Origin of the sequence: Stygiolobus azoricus (assembly GCF_009729035.1) — an archaeon.
GTDB classification, from domain to species: Archaea; Thermoproteota; Thermoprotei_A; order Sulfolobales; family Sulfolobaceae; genus Stygiolobus; species Stygiolobus azoricus.
Map to the genome: position 1 here is coordinate 1,078,917 of NZ_CP045483.1, position 16,984 is coordinate 1,095,900.

Below are 16,984 nucleotides of genomic sequence, written 5' to 3' on the forward strand. Positions count from 1 at the left end.
AGGTGATCAGTCGGAATTACATAATCCTCATCTTTTTTATGAACTAACTGAGCATCTCTTACTACATTATCATTTTAATGCCGTAAATAATGTGTATAATGATGAGATCTATAGGTATACTCTCACAAGCATGGAGAAAGGAGAAAATAGAAGAATTAAAGGCAATTGCGGAAATGGCTGGAAAAATGGGATTTAATGAAATTTGGTCTGGAATAGACCCACACTATGTTGAAGGAATAAAGGAGATTGCTAAAATTGCCGAAAAGTACAACATGTACTTTTTCGTTGACATTAATCCTGATATATTAAGGGATTTTGGAGCATCCCCATCTAACCTTAAGATATTTAAGGAGTTGAAAATTGGCGGTCTCAGAGCTGATTACGGTTTCACAATAGATGAATTAATTAAAATGGCAAATAACGATCTAGGCTTAACCATAGAGCTAAACGCAAGCATATTCCCGTTAGAAAAACTTGACTATCTAGTGAAAAATGTGAAAAATATTGAACAGTTGAAAGCCAGTCACGATTTTTACCCGATAAAATATACAGCATTGTCGTTAGAAGACACAATAAGAAAATCAAGAGAGTTTAAGCAGAGAGGGATACCGGTTGCTGTATTCATACCAACACCTAGAGAAATCGAGGGGAGGACTACTGTGGAGATGCTTAGGGGGAAGAGTACTGGGAAATCCGCTTCAATCATATTCAACACAAAAGTAATTGACAGAGTTATCATAGGCGATCCTTTTCCTACTGAAGAAGACTTACGTGAGGTAGTGGAAGCAAGAGAATACACTAAGATCAGAGTTCTTGTTTACCCCGGCATTACTGAGGAGGAGAAAAAGGTGTTCTCCATTAAGTTCGAGGATGTGAGAATTAAGGAATACTCCATAGCGTTAAATGCTATAGTTAAGAACGAGATCAAGCCAAGAAATATAACAAGGAGATTTAGGGGAGCTGTTACTGTAATGAATAATAGGCCAAATGTAATTGAGGTATGGATATTTAAGAAAGAAGTGGAGGCAGACAAGAGATTTAATGTAATAGGAGAAGTCCTACCAGAGGATATGGATTTACTAGATTATCTAGGAGAGTTCACGCCGGTTAAGCTCATACCAGTAGAAATGAAATGAAATGGTGGGGAATATGAAAGATAAATCACTTCTCTTAGTCTACAAAAACACTTTTTTCTCATTTAAGTGTTTCAAAGCGGTAATCACATTCAATCTGTTTATAGTACTTAATCCTTGCATTAATATAAAATATCAATAGAATTATTAATTAACTAATATACAAAAAATTTTAGCTTTAAATAATGAAATTATAATAAGACATCGTAAATTGTTGTAATGAAATGCGATGAGTACATTATTTCAGTTAAGAGAACCAGTTTAGTTTAACCCTACGTTAGGCTTCAGGTTTACATTATTCGTAGAAAGTTTAAAAGTATGTGGGAGAAAGAATAATTATGAACAAGTTATGGCTTATTAGAAGATTTCTTATGGCATTTCTCACAATTATTATTACAATCATCATCAGTTGGGCTTTGATAGAGTATTCCCCTAATAGCCCGGCAAATGCAATATTGAGTAACCTGAGGGTAACCGAGGCGAGTAATCCTAAATTTGCACAGATTTATGCTTCAGAACTTCAGTTCTACAAAGATCTTGTTCCTCATGGAAATCCTATAATAGAATCCCTAAATTACATAATTCAAGTTTTACACGGAAATCTCGGATTAGACGTTATATCTGAAGAACCCGTCTCAGCTATAATAGCCCAAGCTTTACCTTGGACTATATTCATTGTATCCACGTCCTTAATAATAAGCTTCTTTATAGGCATTAGGATCGGGCAAAAAATGGGATATAAAAGGGGTACTAAACTCGACTCTTCTCTAACTACTTTCTTCACGTTGCTAAGGTCCATTCCTCTTTACATAAGCGGGGCTATACTTTTGTTCATTCTAGGTTTCGAGCTTCATATATTCCCTGCTGGAGGAGCGTATTCCCCTACAATAACTCCAGGCTTAAGCTTAGCATTTATAGAGAGTGTTCTTTACCATGCCGTTTTACCAATTTTTACTTTAACCCTTGCTAACCTAGCTGGTTGGGCTCTTCAAATGAGGGCTAACACTATATACACTTTGGGAGAAGACTACGTAAGCTTTGCAGAAATAAGAGGAGTAAAAGATAAATTAATAGAGACTAAATACGTGGGTAGAAATGCAATTCTTCCTCTCTACACCAGTTTAATAATTTCTATTGGATTTTCCATCGGAGGTTCTGTATTCGTAGAAGAGATCTTTAGCTATCCGGGGATCGGTAATCAGCTATATTATGCAATAACTAATAACGATTACACGCTGGAAATGGGAATATTTATTATCATTATAACAGCAGTAGTGGTTGGAGTATTACTGGCTGACCTAACATATTCCTTAATAGACCCAAGGGTAAGGAACGAGTGACAACGTTATGGCATCTTCAGACTTCTTAGAGGTTAAAAACCTCTCAGTATCTTACCGGGTTTATAATACTGAAATAAAGGCTGTGAAAAACGTTAATTTTACGATGGAAAAAGGCGAAATACTAGGAGTCATAGGAGAGAGTGGCTCAGGAAAGTCTACAATGGCAAAGGCCATACTTAGGGCTATCAAACCACCTGGGTTTATAGATCCCTCGTCTAAAATAATGTTCAAGGGAAAAGACCTTTTGTCTATGAAAGAATCCGATTTTAAGAAGGAAGTCTTGTGGAAGTTGATATCATATGTACCTCAAGCTTCACAAAACTCTCTGAATAACACTATGAGAGTAATAGACCACTTTTACGACACTGCTTATTCTCACGGTGTAAGCAAAGAGGAAGTGACTGAAAGAGCTATAGAACTTCTTAAATTGGTGAAATTAGACGTTGATAGAGTAGCTAAAGCTTACCCCTTTCAGCTTAGCGGAGGGATGAAACAAAGAGTGTTAATAGCCTTGAGCTTGTTACTCAATCCTGAACTCATAATAATGGACGAAGCAGTGAGTTCCCTTGATGTAGCAACACAAAAGTATATTCTCGACATTATAAAGGATATTAATAAAAAGTTAGGTACTTCAATAATATTCATTACTCACGAGATTCCAGTAGCTGCGTATATTTCCACAAGAATGTTAGTAATGTACGCTGGAGAGATAGTAGAAGAGGGAAAAGTTGAAGAAATATTAAAGAATCCTTTACATCCTTATTCTAACGCTCTGATAAATTCAGTGCCGTTAATTAGAGGAAGCATGGAGAGGGTTAAGCCTATTAAGGAAGGGCTACCTTCAGAGAAGGGCTGTCCCTTTAACACTAGGTGTGATAAGGTAATGGAAATTTGTAAGGTAGAACATCCAGAGATTTACCAAGTTAACGATAGAGGAGTGAGGTGCTTCTTATATGCTAATAAAGCTAAGTAACCTCACTGTTAAGTTTACTCAAGGAAGATTCAACAAGAGAATTATTTACGCCTTAAATAACGTAAACTTAACTGTGGAAAGAGGTGAAACTGTTGCCATAATAGGGGAAAGTGGAGCAGGTAAGACAACTCTGGCTAGGGTTTTAGTAGCGTTAGAAAAACCAACACAAGGTGAGTACCTATACAAGGGTAAGAACGTCTGGAGGGACAGAAGTACTAGGAAGCTCATAAGGAGGGAAGTTCAGTATATATATCAAGACCCTATAAGCGCTTTAAACCCTTCCAAAACTATAGGTGAGTCATTATCGTATCCTATAAAAAAGCACTTAAAACTTAAAGGAGATAAACTTAGGGAGAAAATAGAAGAACTCCTTAGGGCAGTAGGTTTAGACCCATCGTTAGCAGAGAGATATCCCAGCCAATTATCTGGAGGTCAACTGCAGAGGGTCAACATAGCCAGAGCAATCTCAATAAATCCTAAAGTGGTAATAGCTGACGAGCCTGTAACAATGCTTGATGCATCTTATAGGGTTGGAGTTATTGACCTTTTGGCAAATCTTAAGAAAAAGTTTGATATTACACTGATCCTAATAACTCACGATCTAGCAATAGCAAAGTACCTTAACTACAAGATTGAAGGAGTGAGGGGAGTAGTTATTTACGGAGGTAGAATTGTGGAGGAGGGAAGAATTAACGATATAATAAGTGCCCCATTACACCCCTACACTAAGTATCTAGTAAACTCGTATATAGACATCAACAGTGACGGTAAGAGTAAGATTGAAATAAGAGAGGAATTAAGTACTACCAACGTTTTCTCACCTAACGGTTGTCCTTTCAGTAACAAGTGCCCTTACGTAATGGATAAATGCACTAAGACATTTCCTAACTTTTCCGTAGACCGAGATAGAAAGGTAGCATGTTACTTATACGGTGAGTGAGTATGAATAAGTTGTTAATGATCTCACTTGCATTTTTGATCGTAGGTACACTGATGATCCCTTTAACTTTTTACTACTCAAATCTAGTAATATATACTAAATCCTTTCATATTTTTCTTGGAGAAAGGAGTGGATATTCGATATCCTTTGACGGAAACTCAGGGGATCTAGCTGAAATTAAGGGATTCTCAAGTTCTCCAATCTTAATTTACGAGGAAAATCCACCAGAAGGCGGAGTTTACTTAGGGACTTTTCAAGGTAACTTTAGTAAAAGTTTTGAAGTCTTACCTTTTAAGCAGATATTAATAGAGGGTGGGAATTATCCGTCAAACGTCTCGGCTCAGATTATAGTATACAATACAGATTTCTCACAAGTTGGCTATACAATATCAGGGTTGTTTATATCTCTAGGATTAATACTATTAGGATACTATTTCGCTTTAACGAGAGGGAATAATAAAAGAAGAAAGAAAGAAGGTAAAAATAAATAAATCATAAAGAGCCTTTAGCTTCTTTCCTTATCTTGTAAATTGAATACACTATAGCAAATACTGAAATGCCTAAGGTGAAGAAGATAATTACATCTAGATATAGAATTTTATAGTCAAATATTAAGGAGAATAAGGACAAGAAGAGGAATATATAACCAAAAGCCATTAGACCCCTATACTCGTTTGTCATAGTGTATATCTATCCCAACATCTGAAAATTAAATTTTTCATTGGAAATTAGATATATTATCACTTTGTCCTTCGTTTTTACCTGCAAATTTGTTTAAGTTTTTAAATTTCAAAGCTGATCTTTATTTACATGAAGTTTCTCAATTACCTTAAACTCATATGGAGGAATAACAAGGGCAAGGTTGGACTCATAATAACCGTGTTTTTCATTCTTCTGGGCACTGTCGGACCGATTATAGTACCCAAGCCCGTAGTTGTCAACGTTAATCCTAACATGGTCTTTAGACCACCTAGTCTAAACTTAGAACATTTACTTGGGACGGGGCCATTAGGTGACAGTATCTTAGGGGATATAGTATGGGGTGCTCCGTTTATATTAGAAATAAGTTTCTTAACTGGTCTTTTCACAACCCTCATTGGAATAATCGTAGGTATGATATCAGGCTACTTAGGAGGTATAGTGGACAATATCCTAATGTCAATTAACGATATAGTCATGACGATGCCGAGCTTAATCCTTATACTCATCCTTGCCACTTCGTTGAAGACTACAAATCCCTTCATCCTGGCTGGTATATTGAGCATAAGCGGTTGGACTGGTTTGGCGAGATCTGTAAGGTCTCAAATTCTCCTTATGAAAAATCTACCATATGTAGAAGTCTCGAGGATATTAGGTTTAGGAAGTTTCCACATAATCTTTAGAGAGATAATGCCGACTATTGCCTCTTATATCGCTATACATTTCATATTTAACGTGGAGGGAGCACTATACGCCTCTGTTGGACTGTATTTCTTAGGAATATTACCAGTAAGCCAATACAACTGGGGAGTGATGATTAACGAGGCACTACAAGACGGTGGAATTTACGGTAACCGAGCATTTTGGTACTTATTCTGGCCATCATTCTTCGTAGTAATGTTTATGTTCGGCCTGATAATGTTAAGCTACGGTATTGACGAGATCTCGAACCCAAGATTGAGGAAGATATAAAATGCTTATCCCTTTTTACGTTGTAAATAATATCATGATAGATGCTTACTTTATGGACAAGCTTAGTAATAAAGAGGATAGAATATTGTTAATAAAAGAAAGAAGACAAGGCTTCAGTTCAGGTGAAGTGAAACCAATTCCCTATGAAGCCTTAATATACTATCTCGAAGAGGGATTTTCTGAAGTGAAGAAAAGAGAAAGAAGAAACTTAAGGATGAGTGAAGTATTAGAGTCTATATTTTATAATCAGTCCGTGTATTTAAGGAATAGAGAAAAGGAAATATTAGAGAACACTATGAAAAGGTTTTATGAAGAATTATATTCGCGATTATTTTCAATAATAAGGAAAGCAAATACATATGAAGTAACCTGGCATGATATAAGATTAAATAACGGAGAAGTCATTTTTAATGGTGTGGTAGATAGAGTTTATACGAAACTTTACGTTAACGACCCCGTGTTTAGGAGTGAGTTAAATAGACTACAATAGAACGTGGCCTTATTTCTTGAGGCAACTCTTATTAGCATAAACGACACTACATTTCCTAATGAGAAAAGAGAGCGAAATTCTGACTAGGATTTCTTACATATTAGCTAACTCTTTTTATGACATTAATTATGCTCAATGGAATATTATAGACCATTCTACTTACTCACTGGAACTCGAAAATAAATATGAAGACAGATACCTCATGGTTATTGACTATCAAGGCTCAGCACTCGTAAAGTTAAACTCCGAGCCCTATTACGCTCTTGACGACTATCACAATACATTCCCCTTACCTTTAGGTAAACTCAGAATAGAAGTCCACTTCTCTCCTTTTAAGGCGTTCGGTGAGAGGGTAGAGATCAATCCCGGAACTCCAGTTACGTTCAGGAGAAATAAATCAGCATACGAGTTTTGGATATACGCAAACACAATCTTTCAACTGGCGAAACTAAGTCAAGGCTATTTAAGAGAGAAATTGCTCCAGATATTGACCGATGCCTTGTCCTTAGCTCCTTTTGTCTCCGTGTCCAGGCAACAACTAGTTTTAGCATCGCGGTATTGGAGGGATTTCCCTAAACACCTATTGGACTTCACTCAGGAGATGAAGTACCAAGAGTATACTGGTAACTACGATGACGCACTTAAGTTCTTAAGGGATAAGATGAGTGAACTAAGAAAATATTTCGGAAAAACTGGAACTATTAGTTCAATAGCACATGCACACATTGATACTGCGTGGCTGTGGAACTTTGACGAGACAAGAAGGAAAGTGGCAAGGACGTTTTCAACAGTTCTTAGTCTAATGGAAAAATATGATTTCAGCTTCATACAAAGCATGGCATTGTATTACGAGTGGATAAAAGAGGATTATCCATCTCTCTTTGACAAGATAAAGGAAAAAGTTAAGGAAGGAAAGTGGATTTTAGGAGCTGGATGGGTTGAGTTCGACGCAAACCTTCCCTCAGGTGAGTCTATTGCAAGACAACTACTTTACTCACAGCAGTTCTATATAGAGAACTTCGGGAGGAAAGCTGACGTTCTCTGGCTACCTGATACCTTCGGCTTTTCTGCTCAATTACCACAACTCATGAGATTAGCTAAAATAAAACTTTTCGCAACCCATAAGGTGTTCTGGAATGATACTAATAAGTTCCCTTACTCTGTGTTTAAGTGGATAGGAATTGATGGAAGTGAAATTACTGCAGTCGCTTTTGGGAACGGAAAGGGTGGATATAACTCCGATTTCACCGTGGAGAGCGTTTTAGAGCAATGGAACAACTGGAAGGACAAGGAGCAACCTTTACTTTACGCTTACGGCTATGGAGATGGAGGAGGAGGTCCCACAGAGGATATGATTAATTACGGTAAAGTGATAAATGAATTACCATCACTACCTAACGTGGAGTTTAAAGGTTTACCAAATTACGAGGCTAAAGAGAGCTGGAACGGAGAGTTATATGTAGAAACCCATAGGGGAGTTTACACTTCTCACTCCAGGATGAAATATCTTCATAGAAAAGCTGAAGTAGCGTTAAGGGAGGCTGAGATCTGGTCGAGTATTGCAGAGAACTATGACGAGAAAAAGTTCAAAGCACTTTGGAAGATATTATTTAAGAACGAGTTCCACGACGTTTTGCCTGGATCAGCAATAAAGGATGTTTACGAAACCGTTTATCCCGAGCTTGAAGAGGTAATCAGGGAAGCAGAGGAAATATCCTTTAGCTCTATGAAGAGACTCGTCGGTGAGGGAGATAAGTTAATTGTCTTCAATTCCCTATCATGGGATAGAGAAGATTACGTGTTTCTAAACACTTACATAGAAGGATCACAAAAGACGGAGGACGGTTACCTTGTGAGGGTTAAGGTACCTTCTGTAGGTTATTCTGAGGTAAAGATTGTTAATGTAAATCCAGTAAAAGTAGATGGACTTACGATGGAAAACGAGTACTTGAGAGTTGTCTTAGATGAAAAAGGTAAAGTTATCTCAATCTATGATAAAGAAAATCAAAGAGAGGTACTGAAAGCACCTTCTAATAGACTCGTGATCTACGAAAATATACCGGGTTGGGCTGACGCATGGGATATTGAACCTTCTTATAAGGATACTCAATTCGAAATTAATGCAGAGAAATATGAAGTCAGGGAAAAGGGACCTTTAAGAGCGTGTATAAGATTTAATTATACTTTCAGAAACTCAAGAATAACACAAGATATTTGCCTATACGCAAAAAGCAGGAGAGTAGACTTTAAGACTACTGTTCAAATGTTTGACAGAGAGCTGTTACTGAAATCTTGGTTCTTCTTCGATTTAAACGTAACAGAAGCTACCTTCGAAATACCTTATGGCGTAATAAAGAGACCCACAACTAAAAACACTAGTTGGGAGAAGGCAAAGTTCGAAGTACCCTTCATAAAGTGGTTAGACCTATCTGAGGACGACTACGGTGTAGCAATTTTAAACGACGGAAAATATGGTGCTGCAGTGGAAGGTAGTAATGTGGGAATTTCCTTAGCTAAGACTCCTATTTACCCTGACTATACTACTGACATAGAAACCAACACTTTCATTTACTCTATCTATCCTCATAAGGGAGATTGGAAAGAAGCTAAGGTATATCAGAGGGCTTACGAACTTAATTATCCATTGAGGATCGTAAAAGGTAAAGGTGGTGAAAAGAGCTTTATTAAGGTTAGTCCCGATAACCTGATATTGGAGGCAATAAAGAAATCTGAGGACGGTAAAGGTTTAGTTTTGAGGCTTTACAACATACTAAATAAAAGAGGAAAAGGAGAGGCAGAGCTGTGGTTTAAACCCAGAGAAGCTGAGCTTGTTAATATACTCGAAAATACTATCTCGAAAGACATCAGAGTTGAAGGGGAGAAGTTGGAATTTGATTACCGTAACTATCAAATAATAAGCATTAAAGTGACGTGAAGTTAGCAGTTTTCAAGAGTGAGAGTTTCTTTCTAGTCCAGATACTAGAGTAGACCGAAAGGAGTAGATGTATTATTTTCGACTCCAGTTGACGAGACTTTCTCCTTAAAAGTCTCAGTACTTAGACACCTCGACCTCTTCACCTTTAACGAAAACCTTTACAATTCTCAACTTCTCATCGAGTAGTACTAAATCAGCTCTTTTACCCGGCATTATTACACCCCTATCTGATAAGCCTATTGCTCTAGCTGGATTATAAGAAGTCATCTTTACTGCAGCTTGAAGTCCAGCCAAACTAGCCAGGTTTACGAAGGCTTTGTCCATGGTCAAAGTACTTCCTGCTAGCTTTCCGAACTTCGTTAAAGCCCTACCTCCTTTTACGGTAATACTCATTTTTCCTAAACTGTATTCACCATCCCCTAATCCCGCTGCCATTATAGAATCCGTAACACTAACCAATCTATCCTCACCTACAACCTTTATCAGAAACTTGATCAATTCTTTATCAACATGAATGAAATCTGGGATTACTTCCACAAATGGTGAGAAATTAATAGTGGCTAAAATTACCCCGGGGTCTCTGTGGTGAAGAGGTCTCATAGCATTAAAAATATGGGTTGTACGATCAGCACCTAAGAGAAATGCCCTTGAAGCTATTTCGTAATCAGCATCTGTATGTCCTATAGACACGTGTATACCTAGTGCTACCAAAGAATCTATGAACTCCAGACCCTTCTCAGGAGCTAAGGTAATGGTTTTCACTTTATTCCTACTAAGTTCCATACATTGTTTAACCTCACTAAGGTCTGGAGCACGTATATACCTGATGTCTTGAGCTCCTGCATATTTCTCGCTTATAAAAGGCCCCTCTAAATGCATACCGGGGATTGAATCATCTTGAACTTTTCCTACTGCCTTACAAGCCTCTAAAAGCACCTCTTTCGGAAGCGTGACAGTGGTGGGTAGAAATGTGGTAACTCCATGTTTTATATACTCCTCTTTCATTTTAGTTAAATTGTTAAGAAACTCCTCTTCAGAATTCCATGATGTGAAATCATACCCTCCTATGCCGTGTGTGTGAATGTCAATAAGCCCCGGTACTGCTATAAGACCTTTCATGTCTTCCCCTTCTTCTTTACCCTCAATAACCCTTCTTATTATTCCTCTCTCTATTTCTATCGTCCCTAAGAAGTCCTTATAAGGAGTAATTATTCTAATGTTGGTTATCTTCATAATGTTTAAAGTGTTTAGATAAAGTATAAAACTTATGGGAGGAATCTTCGGCTTCATATGTAAAGAACCTAAGGATGTTTCACTCATTAACATAGGATTGAGAAGATTAATTTACAGAGGTTATGACAGTGCGGGGGTTGCTTACCTTGGTAACAATCTAACTTTGAACGTTATGAAAATTTTAGGTAACGTATCTAAAACACCCCTAAATATAAGCGATAGATCTACTGTAGCATTAGGACACACTAGATATGCTAGCAGAGGCTGGCCTACTATAGATAACGCTCATCCTTTACTAGACTGTAAAAGAAAGATAGCCGTAGTTATGGATGGTATAATCGATGATTACGATAAGATAAAAGAACTACTAATTAAGCGAGGACACGTGTTCGTTTCTACGACAGACACTGAAGTAATTCCACACCTCTTAGAAGGAAGCAAGGACTATGTAAAGTCCGCGTTGGAAGTTATTAGAGAAGTAAGGGGAATATACTCTTTTGCCTTTTTAGTTGAAGGAGTAAACAAGATATTTGTTGCCTCAGCAGGTCAACCAATAGTAATAGGCTTAGGAGAAAATTGTAAGTTTATTTCAAGTGACTTGCCCTCATTGACTGGATTTGCAGAAAACGCCCTAATCATTCCTGAGAATTCAGTAGCAGAGATATCTTCAGAAGACGTTAAAGTCTACGACGTGAATTATAATCTTGTTACTCCTTTAACTAAGAGGGTTAAATATCAAGAACAAATTGCTGAAAAGGGAGGTTTTCCTCATTACATGTTAAAGGAGATTTATGACATACCGTCAAGCCTCATTAGTTCCTTCTCGTCACTAATGGAGAAGTACCTAAGTTTGGCAGCAATGATTGTTTACGGTGCTAAAAATGTTTATGTTATAGGAAACGGGACTAGTTTACATGCAGGATTTATCTCCTCTTACTACTTCTCCGAGGTTGGGATAAACGTTAACGTGGTAAGTGCTGCAGAATTTCCTTACTATGCATTACAGAACGTTAGCACGGGTTCTGTGATAATTGCAATAAGTCAAAGTGGAGAAACCTCTGACGTAATAAGGAGCGTTAAGATGGCAAAACTGAGAGGTGCTGTAATAGTAGGTATAACAAACTCCGTTGGATCTAGACTAGCCTTAGAATCTAACATATATCTTCCCATTACTGCAGGACCAGAATTAGCTGTCCCTGCTACGAAAACATTCACTTCAACATTAGTTGTGCTCAGGACCCTATCGATATATACTGGATTAAATTCAGGAAAAAAGGATAGGAAAGATATTAATGAGTTCAAGGAGAATTTGGAGGAACTTTCCAAGAATTTACTTTCCAGATTACCCCAAATGGAGAGACAGGCGGAAGAGGTAATCTCGAAAGTTGAAAAAGAGAGCCTTTACATAACGAGTAGTGGAATAAACTTTCCAGTTGCTCTTGAAGGAGCTTTGAAGTTCAAAGAAGCAGCTTTGACGCACGCTGAAGGTATACAGTTAGGTGAACTCCTTCATGGTCCCATTGCGTTAACTAATAAAGGATATCCAATAGTGATTGTTAAACCCTCTGAAGCACAAGCCGATGACCTATATAATAAGGTTATAAGATCAGTTTTGGATAGGGGTAGCCCAGTAATAACCGTATCTCCAGAAGGCGATATTAAGAGCTTGGAAACCTCAAGAGATTTAAGCCCAATATCAAATGTTATACCACTTCAGCTTATGGCCTACAAATTAGGAGTGAAAAGGAATTTGCCGATAGATACTCCACCAGGTCTTGTAAAGGCTGTCGTTAGCTGAAATCTAAAAACTAAGCTTGTTTTTTTAACCACTTGAAGCTAAATTTAATGCTTTTAATATTCCTTTTACCAAAATGTGGTAAAACATTAAACAATTTTCTCAATTACTCAGCTTTTCCTTAATTAAGTTTTAAATAACAATCGTGAATTTTTATTTATAGCGGAAATTTTACCGATGCTATTTTACATAAACGATTTTTAATTTTCTTAAGTCCTTCATAAATATTTTGTATTCTAAGATTATTAATTAATACGTAAAGTATTAAAATTAAAAAAGATAATTCCAATATGACTAGTGATGAAAGTAAATATTACTACTCTAAAGAGGAAATATTTTCTATCTTTTTTAGCTGTAATTTTACTTGTAACACCATTGTTATCAACTGCAGACAATGGCGGCTCTGTCTATTATATCTATAACAATTCTCCACAATATTCAATACTACCAGGTTCAATATATGTTCAACCGTTACCACAGAATTACACACTCCCTATCGCAATCTTGTTAAACTTCACTAATTATCAGAAATTAACTTCTATTACTAACGAAATCTCTAACCATGAAGCAAATTACCTATCACCTTCACAGTTTAGAAACGAATTTTATCCTTCTCAGTCGTATAAAGAAGAACTAATAAAATATTTAGAGTCCTACGGAATTAATTTCACCGGTGATTACGGGCTAATTCTCACCTTCCAAGGAACTGTAGGGGAAATAGAGAAAGCGTTTAACACTTACATAAACATATATTACTATCCTCTAAAGAATATTTACTGGTTCGGATTACCGGGAATTGTAAATGTGGGACCCTTCTACTATTTCTCTAATAATGTGACCCCATCTCTACCGTACAACGTAGGTAAATACATAGTAGGTATTGTAGGCATTGACAGTATAGACCCCAAGGTTTATCCGGTAATTAAAGAGGCTTGGAACTTAGAAATTGATAGTCCAAATTTAAATAACTTATCTCTAGTCTCCAGCGTTTTGGTAACGCCCAATGCAATAGCGGATTACTTTAATTTCACTGAGTTGTATAATGAGGGATACCTTGGACAAGGTACAAAGATAGCAATAGAAGGTGTTCCCGAATCATTTGTTAATGCTGACGACATTTATACATTCTGGAAAGAATTTGATATAGTACCGAGAACTGGAGGGTTAAACGTAATATACTTAGGGAATGTAACCACCTCAGGTCAATCCGGAGAAAACGAACTAGATGCAGAGTGGTCTGGTGTGTTTGCCCCTGCATCTGACGTATACATTGTGTTCAGTAACGGATACGTTGGAGGACCAGCCCTAGTCGGTAATTTACTTAACTACTATTATGAATATTACTACATGGTTAACTACATTGACCCTAACGTGATCTCCATCTCTGTATCAGTACCGGAGTCATTTTTAGCCGCTTATTATCCTGCTATGTTATGGATGATACATAATATTATGATGCAAGCAGTTGATGAAGGGATTTCTGTAGTAGCTGCATCAGGAGACTGGGGATTTGAAAGCGATCATCCCCCGCCTAATTTCATTATAGGAGTCTACAATACTATATGGTATCCTGAGAGCGATCCATATGTCACGGCTGTTGGTGGAATTTTCGTTAATGCTACATCTACCGGTCAAGTGCAATCCATTTCTGGCTGGGATTATAGTACTGGAGGAATTAGTGTAGTATTCCCAGTCCAGAACTTCGAACTAACATCCCTCATACCTTTCACTCCGACCATTCAAAGGACTTATCCCGATATAGCTTTCGTATCAGCTGGCGGATACAATATAGTAGAGTTCGGTTTCGGATTACCGTTAATATATCAAGGACAACTGTATTTGTGGTACGGAACTAGTGGAGCTGCTCCTATGACTGCTGCCATGATAGCACTGACTGGAGTTAGACTAGGAGACCTAAACACTATACTCTATCACATATCTTACTCAGGAAGTATATTAACACCTAAAGGCATAATTACGGGAATGGAAGCATGGATACCTATAACCTCAGGTAATAATCCGACGCCAGCTCATTACGGATGGAATTTTGTCACTGGTCCAGGAACTTATAATGCATATGCAATGGTATACGACCTTAGATTGTTTTATACAGTAACTTATTCTTAATATAGAGAAGAAAGATAAATTTTTCTTTTTATTTTTCCGTCTTCCTTCTATAGCCACATTACGTGCCTAAATTATCCATTATGACTCTATAAGCGTTCTTCCACAGAACCTCTTCCTCATGACCTTCAATAGCCTTAGCTAAATCCTTGACTTTCAGTATATTCTCAAACCCTCTAGGAACTTCACTTATTCCCAGAAAGTCCGTTCCTATTGCCACGTGTTCCCAACCGTAAGATTCCCCAATATATTTTATATTATCTATGATGGAATTTATATCGCCTTTCCCTAAAGTGGAAACTATAGCAGTAATTCCTATAACTCCATTAGTTTTAACAATAGCCTCTATTTCCTCATCATCTAAATTCCTCTTATGATCTTTTAATCTCTTCACATTAGCATGAGATACTATAACTGGCTTTTTACTCAAATTACATACGTCGATAACTGTTCTCTTACCTGCGTGAGCTAAATCAATTATAATACCCAAGGAATTAGCAAGTTTAACTAATTCCTCACCCTCTGACGTTAAACCATAATCCTTCTTAGACATACAAGAGGAGGCAAATTTATTATCATAATTCCAAGTTAAACCTAAACTGTAAATATGAAGCTCCTTTAATATGTAAATATCAGTGTAATCTCTTAATACATCAGCACCCTCTAGGGATAGTAAAAGTTTCACTTCTTTACTAGATAAATCATTCTTATCCCTAATAACTTTAGCGAAACCTCTTCTGTCCAGATAATAATAAAATTTAACCTGATCAATAAATAAGTCAAAGGAGAAATATGTACTATGAGTAGGAGTACCGTAAAGTGAAGTCAAAGACTCGCTTCTCTCATCTAAAGTTTCAACATGAGGAAAAATAGAAGCAAAAACTAATGAGTCAAATTCCTTAAGCATTTTAATGCTTGACTGAACATTACCATTTATTACATCAACCTTCATCTGATTTGAATAAGCTAAATCCTCATGAAGATCTACTAATTTCACCACTACCACCAATGAATCTACTAAAAAAAAAAAAAATTTAAAAGCAACAAGCCCTGAGCCGGAAAACTACAAACCAAAGTCCACATTAGACAACGATATATCTCGCTATTACCCTAGAAGAACGTAAAGCATAACTAAATAACTTAGAACAAATTTTACTCTGATAGTGACTCCAAACTCAAATGAAATAAGACAAGTCCTTCGCTATAAGTGTAACCTTACATAAATGTATTTAAGGGCGAAATGGTTAAGACACCAAAGCTAAGCGAGGAAGAAGCAGAGACCCTTAAGAGGACAGAAAGACTTGGAAAAGAAGAGATTTGCCCTGCGTTTAGAAAGCCAATATACCACGTGTAGTAACATCTATGAATTTCTGATTTAAGACTTTAATGAAACAAGCCTAGTTAAATATTAAATATTCACAAACAACCACATATAATAATGCTAGTATTAAACGAGAAAATTCCTGAAAAAGTGATCTTAGTTGAGGAACCTGAAATAGCAGATCTAATCTCACGTTACATGAAAGTCGTAAAGACAATAAGGAGTAGGGGCTATACTATCCATATAGGACTTTACAATAACTCACCAGTTGCAATCTCATCTCACGGCGTAGGTGGGCCATCGTTAGCATTAATCCTTGAAGAACTAATCCAGAACGGAGCAAAAGTGATTTTAAGGTATGGAACAGCTGGTGCAATTGAGTGTAGTAATGTTGGTAAATATCTAATACCACTAGGAGTATCACACCACACTCAAAGCTCTCTGTACCAAAGGATCAGAGGCGATATTATTCCCTCTCTATTTCCAGATCTAGAACTTGCCTTCGGTCTCTATAAGTTTCTTAAAGAGCGGAGAAGAAATGTAATCTATGGCTCTATTTTCCAGAGTGATGATTTCTATGCTGAATCCCATATAACCAATGACGATGCAATAGACATGGAAACCGGTACCCTATTCCTCATTTCGAGGCTTAAGAAAGTAAGAGCAGTTTCACTGGTCATATTAGCTAACTGTAAAGGAAAAGATTGGATCGACTATGAGAGCATTTACTCTGCTGACGCTCCACTTATACTTCAGTATATGTCTAACATAGACTTGAGTGAGTAAACTTCTTTAGAATTACAAAGTCTTAAAGTTAATTTATCGTATCGTAATTACCTTTCTCTCTCGGCAAAAGACAGTTTCGTAACATCTTCTCAAACCATATTGATGTTAAATCACTTGCCCTTCTCAACTGGTTATTATGAACCTTATAATCCGACTTTCATTATCAGTAATTATTAGAGATTAACATTTAAAGGAAGAACCGTTTAAACTGAATTATTTACATTTACTAGGTTTAGCATAAAG

The 16,984-nt window shown here is 36.9% G+C and carries 14 protein-coding genes; 11 read left to right on the top strand and 3 right to left on the bottom strand.

Annotation, left to right across the window (positions count from 1 at the left end):
- Positions 1-101 precede the first annotated feature (101 nt).
- The 5 genes from D1868_RS06105 (at position 102) to D1868_RS06125 (ending at position 4,877) form a co-directional block, all read left to right on the top strand.
- Complete coding sequence (locus D1868_RS06105) at positions 102-1,136, top strand: MupG family TIM beta-alpha barrel fold protein (RefSeq protein WP_156006557.1); 1,035 nt, start codon at positions 102-104, stop codon at positions 1,134-1,136.
- A 335-nt stretch (positions 1,137-1,471) separates the two neighbouring features.
- Positions 1,472-2,473 carry an ABC transporter permease gene (locus D1868_RS06110; protein ID WP_156006559.1) on the top strand — a complete coding sequence of 334 codons (1,002 nt, stop codon included), beginning with the start codon at positions 1,472-1,474 and terminating at the stop codon, positions 2,471-2,473.
- A gap of 7 nt (positions 2,474-2,480) precedes the next feature.
- Complete coding sequence (locus D1868_RS06115; protein ID WP_156006561.1) at positions 2,481-3,446, top strand: ABC transporter ATP-binding protein; 966 nt, start codon at positions 2,481-2,483, stop codon at positions 3,444-3,446.
- Positions 3,427-4,386, top strand: a complete 960-nt coding sequence (locus D1868_RS06120) for an ABC transporter ATP-binding protein (protein ID WP_156006563.1) — start codon at positions 3,427-3,429, stop codon at positions 4,384-4,386. The genes D1868_RS06115 and D1868_RS06120 overlap by 20 nt, the downstream gene beginning before the upstream one ends.
- A gap of 2 nt (positions 4,387-4,388) precedes the next feature.
- Complete coding sequence (locus D1868_RS06125) at positions 4,389-4,877, top strand: hypothetical protein (RefSeq protein WP_156006565.1); 489 nt, start codon at positions 4,389-4,391, stop codon at positions 4,875-4,877.
- 1 nt (position 4,878) lies between these two features.
- On the opposite strand, the gene D1868_RS06130 is transcribed toward D1868_RS06125, so the two are convergent.
- Positions 4,879-5,067 (bottom strand): hypothetical protein, encoded by a 189-nt coding sequence (locus D1868_RS06130; RefSeq protein ID WP_156006567.1) that lies wholly within the window; start codon positions 5,065-5,067, stop codon positions 4,879-4,881.
- 129 nt (positions 5,068-5,196) lie between these two features.
- Here D1868_RS06130 and D1868_RS06135 point away from each other — a divergent pair, with 129 nt between their 5' ends.
- From D1868_RS06135 to D1868_RS06145, 3 genes are read left to right on the top strand one after another with little or no spacing between them, the layout of a single operon-like run.
- Positions 5,197-6,057 (top strand): ABC transporter permease, encoded by an 861-nt coding sequence (locus D1868_RS06135; protein WP_156006569.1) that lies wholly within the window; start codon positions 5,197-5,199, stop codon positions 6,055-6,057.
- 34 nt (positions 6,058-6,091) lie between these two features.
- Positions 6,092-6,547, top strand: a complete 456-nt coding sequence (locus tag D1868_RS06140) for a hypothetical protein (RefSeq protein ID WP_156006571.1) — start codon at positions 6,092-6,094, stop codon at positions 6,545-6,547.
- A gap of 58 nt (positions 6,548-6,605) precedes the next feature.
- Positions 6,606-9,482 (top strand): alpha-mannosidase, encoded by a 2,877-nt coding sequence (locus D1868_RS06145; RefSeq protein ID WP_156006573.1) that lies wholly within the window; start codon positions 6,606-6,608, stop codon positions 9,480-9,482.
- A gap of 114 nt (positions 9,483-9,596) precedes the next feature.
- Here the strand turns inward: D1868_RS06145 and nagA are convergent, their stop codons facing one another.
- The gene (gene nagA / locus D1868_RS06150) at positions 9,597-10,715 is read right to left on the bottom strand and encodes an N-acetylglucosamine-6-phosphate deacetylase (RefSeq protein ID WP_156006575.1); all 1,119 of its coding nucleotides are present in this window, start codon (positions 10,713-10,715) and stop codon (positions 9,597-9,599) included.
- Positions 10,716-10,749: 34 nt separating this feature from the next.
- Between nagA and glmS the strand changes: the two genes are divergently transcribed.
- Both glmS and D1868_RS06160 read left to right on the top strand, forming a co-directional pair.
- On the top strand, positions 10,750-12,513 hold the full coding sequence (glmS, locus tag D1868_RS06155) for a glutamine--fructose-6-phosphate transaminase (isomerizing) (RefSeq protein WP_156006577.1): 1,764 nt from the start codon (positions 10,750-10,752) through the stop codon (positions 12,511-12,513).
- 297 nt (positions 12,514-12,810) lie between these two features.
- Positions 12,811-14,637, top strand: coding sequence for a S53 family peptidase (locus tag D1868_RS06160; protein WP_156006579.1), 1,827 nt, complete (start codon positions 12,811-12,813; stop codon positions 14,635-14,637).
- A 58-nt stretch (positions 14,638-14,695) separates the two neighbouring features.
- Here the strand turns inward: D1868_RS06160 and D1868_RS06165 are convergent, their stop codons facing one another.
- Complete coding sequence (locus D1868_RS06165) at positions 14,696-15,631, bottom strand: dipeptidase (RefSeq protein ID WP_156006581.1); 936 nt, start codon at positions 15,629-15,631, stop codon at positions 14,696-14,698.
- A 441-nt stretch (positions 15,632-16,072) separates the two neighbouring features.
- Here D1868_RS06165 and D1868_RS06170 point away from each other — a divergent pair, with 441 nt between their 5' ends.
- Positions 16,073-16,741 carry a phosphorylase family protein gene (locus tag D1868_RS06170; RefSeq protein WP_156006583.1) on the top strand — a complete coding sequence of 223 codons (669 nt, stop codon included), beginning with the start codon at positions 16,073-16,075 and terminating at the stop codon, positions 16,739-16,741.
- Positions 16,742-16,984: the final 243 nt, after the last annotated feature.

Coding starts and splice junctions, on each gene's coding strand:
- D1868_RS06120 (WP_156006563.1), top strand. CDS start 3,427: ATGCTAATAAAGCTAAGTAACCTCACTGTTAAGTTTACTCAAGGAAGA.
- nagA (WP_156006575.1), bottom strand. CDS start 10,715: ATGAAGATAACCAACATTAGAATAATTACTCCTTATAAGGACTTCTTA.
- D1868_RS06115 (WP_156006561.1), top strand. CDS start 2,481: ATGGCATCTTCAGACTTCTTAGAGGTTAAAAACCTCTCAGTATCTTAC.
- D1868_RS06140 (WP_156006571.1), top strand. CDS start 6,092: ATGATAGATGCTTACTTTATGGACAAGCTTAGTAATAAAGAGGATAGA.
- D1868_RS06160 (WP_156006579.1), top strand. CDS start 12,811: ATGAAAGTAAATATTACTACTCTAAAGAGGAAATATTTTCTATCTTTT.
- D1868_RS06110 (WP_156006559.1), top strand. CDS start 1,472: ATGAACAAGTTATGGCTTATTAGAAGATTTCTTATGGCATTTCTCACA.
- D1868_RS06125 (WP_156006565.1), top strand. CDS start 4,389: ATGAATAAGTTGTTAATGATCTCACTTGCATTTTTGATCGTAGGTACA.
- D1868_RS06145 (WP_156006573.1), top strand. CDS start 6,606: ATGAGAAAAGAGAGCGAAATTCTGACTAGGATTTCTTACATATTAGCT.
- glmS (WP_156006577.1), top strand. CDS start 10,750: ATGGGAGGAATCTTCGGCTTCATATGTAAAGAACCTAAGGATGTTTCA.
- D1868_RS06135 (WP_156006569.1), top strand. CDS start 5,197: ATGAAGTTTCTCAATTACCTTAAACTCATATGGAGGAATAACAAGGGC.
- D1868_RS06170 (WP_156006583.1), top strand. CDS start 16,073: ATGCTAGTATTAAACGAGAAAATTCCTGAAAAAGTGATCTTAGTTGAG.
- D1868_RS06105 (WP_156006557.1), top strand. CDS start 102: ATGAGATCTATAGGTATACTCTCACAAGCATGGAGAAAGGAGAAAATA.
- D1868_RS06130 (WP_156006567.1), bottom strand. CDS start 5,067: ATGACAAACGAGTATAGGGGTCTAATGGCTTTTGGTTATATATTCCTC.